Source organism: Marinobacter sp. L-13, assembly GCF_056857715.1.
The window spans coordinates 95,992-102,161 of record NZ_JBSXNQ010000061.1; the positions used below are offsets into that span (position 1 = coordinate 95,992).

General features: G+C 57.9%; 7 protein-coding genes. 6 read left to right on the forward strand and 1 reads right to left on the reverse strand.

Annotated elements, in window-relative coordinates:
- Positions 1–77 precede the first annotated feature (77 nt).
- The 5 genes from AC13DD_RS15160 (at position 78) to gntR (ending at position 4,580) form a co-directional block, all read left to right on the forward strand.
- Positions 78–1,088 carry a TRAP transporter substrate-binding protein gene (locus AC13DD_RS15160; protein WP_219120835.1) on the forward strand — a complete coding sequence of 337 codons (1,011 nt, stop codon included), beginning with the start codon at positions 78–80 and terminating at the stop codon, positions 1,086–1,088.
- 61 nt (positions 1,089–1,149) lie between these two features.
- Positions 1,150–1,752: a TRAP transporter small permease subunit gene (locus tag AC13DD_RS15165; RefSeq protein ID WP_008173482.1), complete on the forward strand. Its 603-nt coding sequence runs from the start codon at positions 1,150–1,152 to the stop codon at positions 1,750–1,752.
- Complete coding sequence (locus AC13DD_RS15170) at positions 1,745–3,061, forward strand: TRAP transporter large permease (RefSeq protein ID WP_219120833.1); 1,317 nt, start codon at positions 1,745–1,747, stop codon at positions 3,059–3,061. The genes AC13DD_RS15165 and AC13DD_RS15170 overlap by 8 nt, the downstream gene beginning before the upstream one ends.
- A 1-nt stretch (position 3,062) precedes the next feature.
- Positions 3,063–3,581, forward strand: coding sequence for a gluconokinase (locus AC13DD_RS15175; protein ID WP_273085085.1), 519 nt, complete (start codon positions 3,063–3,065; stop codon positions 3,579–3,581).
- Positions 3,582–4,580: a gluconate operon transcriptional repressor GntR gene (gene gntR / locus AC13DD_RS15180; RefSeq protein ID WP_273085083.1), complete on the forward strand. Its 999-nt coding sequence runs from the start codon at positions 3,582–3,584 to the stop codon at positions 4,578–4,580.
- A gap of 7 nt (positions 4,581–4,587) precedes the next feature.
- On the opposite strand, the gene yihA is transcribed toward gntR, so the two are convergent.
- The gene (gene yihA, locus AC13DD_RS15185) at positions 4,588–5,211 is read right to left on the reverse strand and encodes a ribosome biogenesis GTP-binding protein YihA/YsxC (RefSeq protein ID WP_219120830.1); all 624 of its coding nucleotides are present in this window, start codon (positions 5,209–5,211) and stop codon (positions 4,588–4,590) included.
- 176 nt (positions 5,212–5,387) lie between these two features.
- Between yihA and AC13DD_RS15190 the strand changes: the two genes are divergently transcribed.
- Positions 5,388–5,996, forward strand: a complete 609-nt coding sequence (locus AC13DD_RS15190) for a c-type cytochrome (protein WP_062786024.1) — start codon at positions 5,388–5,390, stop codon at positions 5,994–5,996.
- Positions 5,997–6,170: the final 174 nt, after the last annotated feature.

Genomic DNA, 6,170 nt, shown 5'->3' on the forward strand with positions numbered 1-6,170 from the left:
AGTGGTTTCCGAATTCGATAGGCTTCTGATGTTACCGGTAACATATGCCGGCACAAAAACAATCAGGAGACGCTATTATGTTCCCGACCCGACTCGCGACTGGCCTACTGTCAGCTGCACTTGCCTTTAACGCCTTCGCGGCGGACTACACGTTCAAGTTCCAGTCCTCCGATCCCTCTGGCGTCAAGAACTTCGAGATTCAGCAGCAATGGGCTGATCGCGTCGAAGAGATGACAGGTGGCCGTGTTGCCATTGATCTGCTGCCCGTGGGCAGTGTGGTAAGCCATACCGAAACTCTCGGTGCCATGAATATGGGCGTCCTGGATGGCCATGTGTCGGTGACCGGTTATTTTTCCGGCAAGGATCCCGCGTTCGGGCTAATTGGCAATACCGTGGGCGCTTGGTCCAGCCCGGACCAGCTCATCGATTACATCAATTATGGCGGTGGCTATGAGCTGATGAACGAGCTCTACGCGCCCTATGGCGTGAAGTTTGTTGGCGGTGGTGGCACTGGCCTGGAGTCGTTTGTTTCGAAGAAACCGCTGGACGGTGTGGAGGACCTGAAAGGCCTCAAGATGCGTGCACCGGAAGGTCTGGTGCAGTCGGTGTTTGCCGCCGCGGGGGCGGCGCCAGTGAACCTGCCGGGTTCCGAGGTCTACACCGCACTGAGTAAGGGTGTTATTGATGCTGCCGACTACACGGTGTTCTCCACCAACCACGAAGCCGGTTTGCACGAGATTGCCGAGCATCCGGTGTACCCGGGCTTCCACTCGCTGCCGCTGATCGAAATTGCCATGAACCTGGAAGATTGGGAAAAGCTTCCCGAGGATATTCAGACGATCATGACCGTCTCGGCCCGGGACTTCGCCCAGGATATCAGCGCCCAGCTGGCCATGGCGGACAAGAAGGCCGTCAGAGAAGCCCGTGACAATCCTGATATCACCGTTCATAACTGGTCGGCGGAAGAGCGCCGGAAGTTCCGCACCATTGCCCGGGAGCAGTGGAAGAAATACGCTGAGCAATCCCCCAATGCCGAGAAAGTCTATCAGTCGGTAACCGGCTATCTGGAATCTCAGGGCCTGCTCTGAAGTCGATGCCCCGTAACCAGCAACTGGGTGGGCAAGGCCTGCCCAGTGCGCGGAGTTGATTATGTCTACTGCAAACCTTTCTTCCGGGCCGGAGAGCACTCCGGGCCAAGGTGATCTGCTGCCCGAAACCGACGAGGATATCGGCTTTACCCGCCTTGACCGCGCCATTGTCTGGCTGGGAAAAAAGCTGAGCCTGGTTTTCGCGTTGATTGTTCTGGTGTCTTTCTACGAGATTGTCCGTCGATATGTGTTCGGATCGCCGACGCTCTGGGTGCATGAAACGGTGACCTTCGCTGGTGCCACCCTGTTCGTGCTGGGTGGGCTCTATGCCTTGGCCACTGATCGCCACGTGCGGATTGTGCTGATCTACGACGCCGTGTCCCCGGCCATCCAGCGTTGGCTGCGGGTGGTTCACCATCTGTTCGGGCTGGCGTTCTGTTCGATGCTGCTCTATGCCAGCTGGTTCATGGCCAGGGGCGCTGTCTGGGCACCATGGGGCGGCTGGCGTCTGGAGACCTCCGGGTCAGCCTGGAATCCGCCGTTTCCTGCCTTTCTCAAGGTGATCATTCTGGTGGCCATTGCTGTTATGACCCTTCAGTTTGTCTTGCACCTGATTCGTGATCTGCGTGGTCCGGCAACGGCCGGGGAGAAAGGTAATGTTTGAGCTGGCTTCTCTCGGAATTGGCTACGGCAGCCTGCTGATGCTGCTGATGCTGATTGTACTGTTACTGACAGGCATGCAGCTGGCCTTTGCCACTGGCCTAGTGGCCCTGGTCTTTGCCCTGGGCTGGTTTGGCCCTGACGCGCTGCCGATTGTCAGCAGCCGTCTGTACAGCTTTATCGGTAACTACGTTTTTCTGGCGGTTCCGATGTTCGTATTGATGGCGTCGCTACTGGATCATTCCGGCATTGCCCGGGACCTTTTTGATGCTATGGCTCGTTTTGGCCGCAAACTGCGCGGTGGTGTCGCCCTCCAGACTCTGGTGGTAGCGGTGATCCTTGCTTCCATGTCGGGGGTGATCGGTGGCGAAACCGTGTTGCTCGGCATCCTGGCGCTGCCGCAGATGCTGCGCCTCGGCTACGATCGTAAGCTGGCCATTGGCACCACTTGTGCCGGTGGTGCGCTGGGCACCATGTTGCCGCCGAGTATTGTCCTGATTATTTATGGTCTGACCGCAAACGTCTCCATTGGTGATTTGTTCAAGGGGGCGTTCCTGCCTGCGCTGATCCTGGCGCTACTCTATATGGGGTACGTGCTGGTTAGGGTCTGGCTGAAGCCGGAGATGGCCCCTATCCCGTCCGACCAGGACCAGTCGGACACTCCAGCGCCAAACTTCTTCAAGGCCCTGCTGTTCCCGATTCTGTCGGTGGTGGTCGTTTTGGGCAGCATCTATGGCGGCGTGGCGTCGGTTACCGAAGCATCGGCCCTGGGCGTGCTGGGCATTGCCATCAGTACCTGGATCCGGGGCGAACTGTCTCTGGCCATGGTACGCAAAGCCACAATCAGTACGTTGCGGGTGTGTGGCATGATCATCTGGATCGGCATCGGCGCCACCGCTCTTGTGGGCGTCTACAACCTGATGGGCGGTATCGAGTTTGTCCGCGAGATGGTTTTTGCGGTCAGTGGCGGCGATGGACTAACCACCATCCTGTTCATGATGTTTATTCTTCTGATTCTGGGCATGTTCCTGGACTGGGTCGGGGTGGCTCTGCTGACCATGCCGATTTTCGTGCCCATTGTCACGGAGCTGGGCTACAGCCCGATCTGGTTCGGTGTGGTGTTCTGCATGAATATGCAGGTATCCTTCCTGTCACCGCCCTTTGGCCCGGCCGCGTTCTATCTGAAAACAGTAACTCCCAAGGATATCACCCTCGGCGAGATTTTCCGGTCCTTGTTGCCGTTTATTGCCCTGCAGATTGTTGCGCTTGCCCTGTTGATAGCATTCCCACAACTGGCCTTGTGGTGGCAGTGATATGAGCGTTCGTAAAATTATCGTCATGGGCGTGTCCGGGTGTGGCAAAAGCCTGATTGGTGCCCGGCTGGCGAAACGTCTTCAGGTACCGTTTTTCGACGCCGACGACTTTCACAGCCCGGCCAACGTGGCCAAAATGGCCAGCGGTGTGCCGCTGACCGATGCCGATCGCAGCGGTTGGCTGGATGATCTGGCAGGGCTGGTCAAGTGTGAGCACGGCGGACTGGTGCTGGCATGTTCCGCCCTCAAGCGGGCTTACCGCGACCGGCTGAGGGCGGGAAATCCGTCACTGCAGTTTGTCTATCTGAAGGGCGACATGGAAACCATCTGGTCTCGGCATTCTAGTCGGGAAGACCATTACTTCAATGGTCGTTCCATGCTCGAAAGCCAGTTCCGCACGCTGGAGAAGCCGGAACCCGGGGAAGGGGTCATCGTCGTGGACGTCCGCGAACCGCCCGACCGGATTGTTGAGCGCTGCCTTGCAGTGCTGAGTACACCAGACCGGAGGCAGAAAAGCTGAATGGTAAAAAAGAAGCGCCCAACACTGCAGGATATTGCCGATAGGGTCGGCGCTACGAAAATGACCGTCAGCCGTTGCCTGCGGGGCGGCGATAATGTGTCTGAACACATGCGTGAGCGGATTTTTGCCGAGGCCGAGGCGCTGGGTTACATTCCGAACAGAGCGCCGGATCTCCTGTCCAAATCCACTAGCCACGCAATCGGCGTGCTACTGCCATCGCTGACCAACCAGGTCTTCGCCGATGTCATCAAGGGGGTCGAATCAGTCACCGAACCTGCGGGCTATCATCTGATGCTGGCCCACTACGGTTATAGCCGCGAGGTGGAAGAGCGCAGTCTGGCCTCGCTACTGTCCTACAACGTCGATGGCGTGATCCTGTCGGAAAGCCAGCACACCGACCGCACCCTGCGAATGCTGGGGACTGCGGGCGTGCCCACGGTGGAAATCATGGACACCCACACGACGCCCTTCGAGCAGGCGGTGGGTTTTGACAATGTGCGTGCGGCCTATGACATGGTGCGGGAGATGATTCGCCGTGGTCGCCGCCATGTTGTGTACCTAGCGGTTCGGCTGGATGCTCGCACGTTGCAACGACAGGAAGGTTACACCCGCGCCATGGAGGAGCAGGGGCTGATTCCCGTTACCCTGCGCAGTGAACAGCGCTCATCATTCAGTGTCGGCGCCACATTGCTGCAACGCATACTCATCGAAGCGCCGGACACTGACGCGATCTTCTGCACCAACGACGACGTGGCTATAGGCGCTTTTTTCGAGTGCCAGCGGCAGGGTATCGAAGTGCCGGGTCAGATGGCGATAGCAGGCTTTCACGGCCACAATGTTGGCCAGGTCATGGTGCCGACGCTGGCCAGTGTCATTACGCCACGTGAGCAGGTGGGCCAAAGGGCGGCTGAGGCCCTGATCGCTCGCCTGTCCGGCGCGGACATGGGCGAACAGGTGATTGACCTCGGTTACCGGATAGAATGCGGTGGCACCCTTTAATTCCTTGTTACTCCGCTTCCAGCCAGTTGATCAAGGCCTCCCGGCATTCGTCCACGCCCCGTTTTGATGTTGCAGAGAACATGATCAGATGTTCGACGCAGGAATACGATTTCAGGTTTTTGGCAATGCCCAGCATGGCGGTCTTGGCCTGGCCGTATTTCAATTTGTCGGCTTTGGTGGCCAGAATCATCAGCGGCAGGTTGTTATGTTCGCACCATTCCACCATCATTTGGTCGAAATCGGTCAGTGGGTGGCGAATGTCCATCACCAGAACCAGGCCGCGTAAACAGCGCCGGTCATTCAGATAGTGGCCCAGGTGCTTTTGCCAATCGTCTTTCATGTCCCGGGATACTTTGGCATAGCCGTATCCGGGCAGGTCGACCATTCGGCAGTTCTCGCGGTTCAGAGAGAAGAAGTTGATCAGTCGGGTGCGCCCCGGAGTTTTACTGGTTCGCGCCAGCTTGCCGTTGGCGGTGATCGCGTTCAGTGCGCTGGACTTTCCGGCATTGGATCGGCCGGCGAAGGCAACTTCCGCTCCGAAATCGGGCGGACACTCGTCCAGACGGGAGGCGCTGATGAGGAATCGGGCGCTGTTAAATGAGAGGCTTTTTTGAGTCAGATCAGGGTCCACAGCGGTTGGCTTTCCTTTGGATTTCAGTTATCAGGGATTAATGTATAATGCTACACCAATTCCGGGCGGCGCGCTGTGCGCGACCGCTGTCAGCCCCGGTTTTGAGCCTGACTGGTCAGTGCCTGCCGGCTGCGTAGCGAAGAATACCCTTAAAAGATGAGAGAAGCGGAGCGAGCATGAAAAAACTGATCGCAGGAGTAGTTCTCGGTGTTGGCCTCACAGCGATGGCGCACGGGGCGGGAGATCCTCAAGCAGGCGAACAGAACGCAGCGGTATGTGCTGGTTGTCACGGTCAAGGCGGTGCCAAGCCGGTGATGGGCGTATACCCGAAGTTGTCTGGCCTTGGTGAGAAGTACCTGTATCGCCAGTTGGTGGCGATCAAGAGCAAAGAAAGAAACATTCCGGAGATGACTGGCATTCTGGACAACATGTCGGATCAGGATCTGCAGGATCTTGCAGCCTACTTTGATTCTCAGGAAATGGTTGTCAGTCAGGCAGATCCCGATCTGGTTGATCAGGGTTCGGCATTGTACCGTGGGGGCAACATGGCAACTGGCGTTCCGGCCTGTGCCGGCTGCCACAACCCGCAGGGTAACGGCAATGCACCGGCAGGCTATCCGGCCCTGGGCGGTCAGAACGCAGAGTACCTGGTCAAGCAATTGAAAGCCTATCGCGATGGTGATCGTAATAATGGCGCCAATGCTGCGATCATGATGGACGTGGCTGCCAAGCTGACGGATGCCGAAATCGAAGCGGTCTCCAGCTACATTTCCGGCCTGAACTGAAGCTGCCGGACTCTGTTGAAAACCCCGCCCTGTGCGGGGTTTTTTGGTGCGCCCGGCACGGGCGCACTCCTGGAGGTGCAAGTCCTCCCGTGAGCTGGCCACAGCGAACGAAGTGAAGCGCAACTGCGGAAGGGTGACCGACCGTGGGGAGGAAGCGTGGAGCGTAAACCGTGA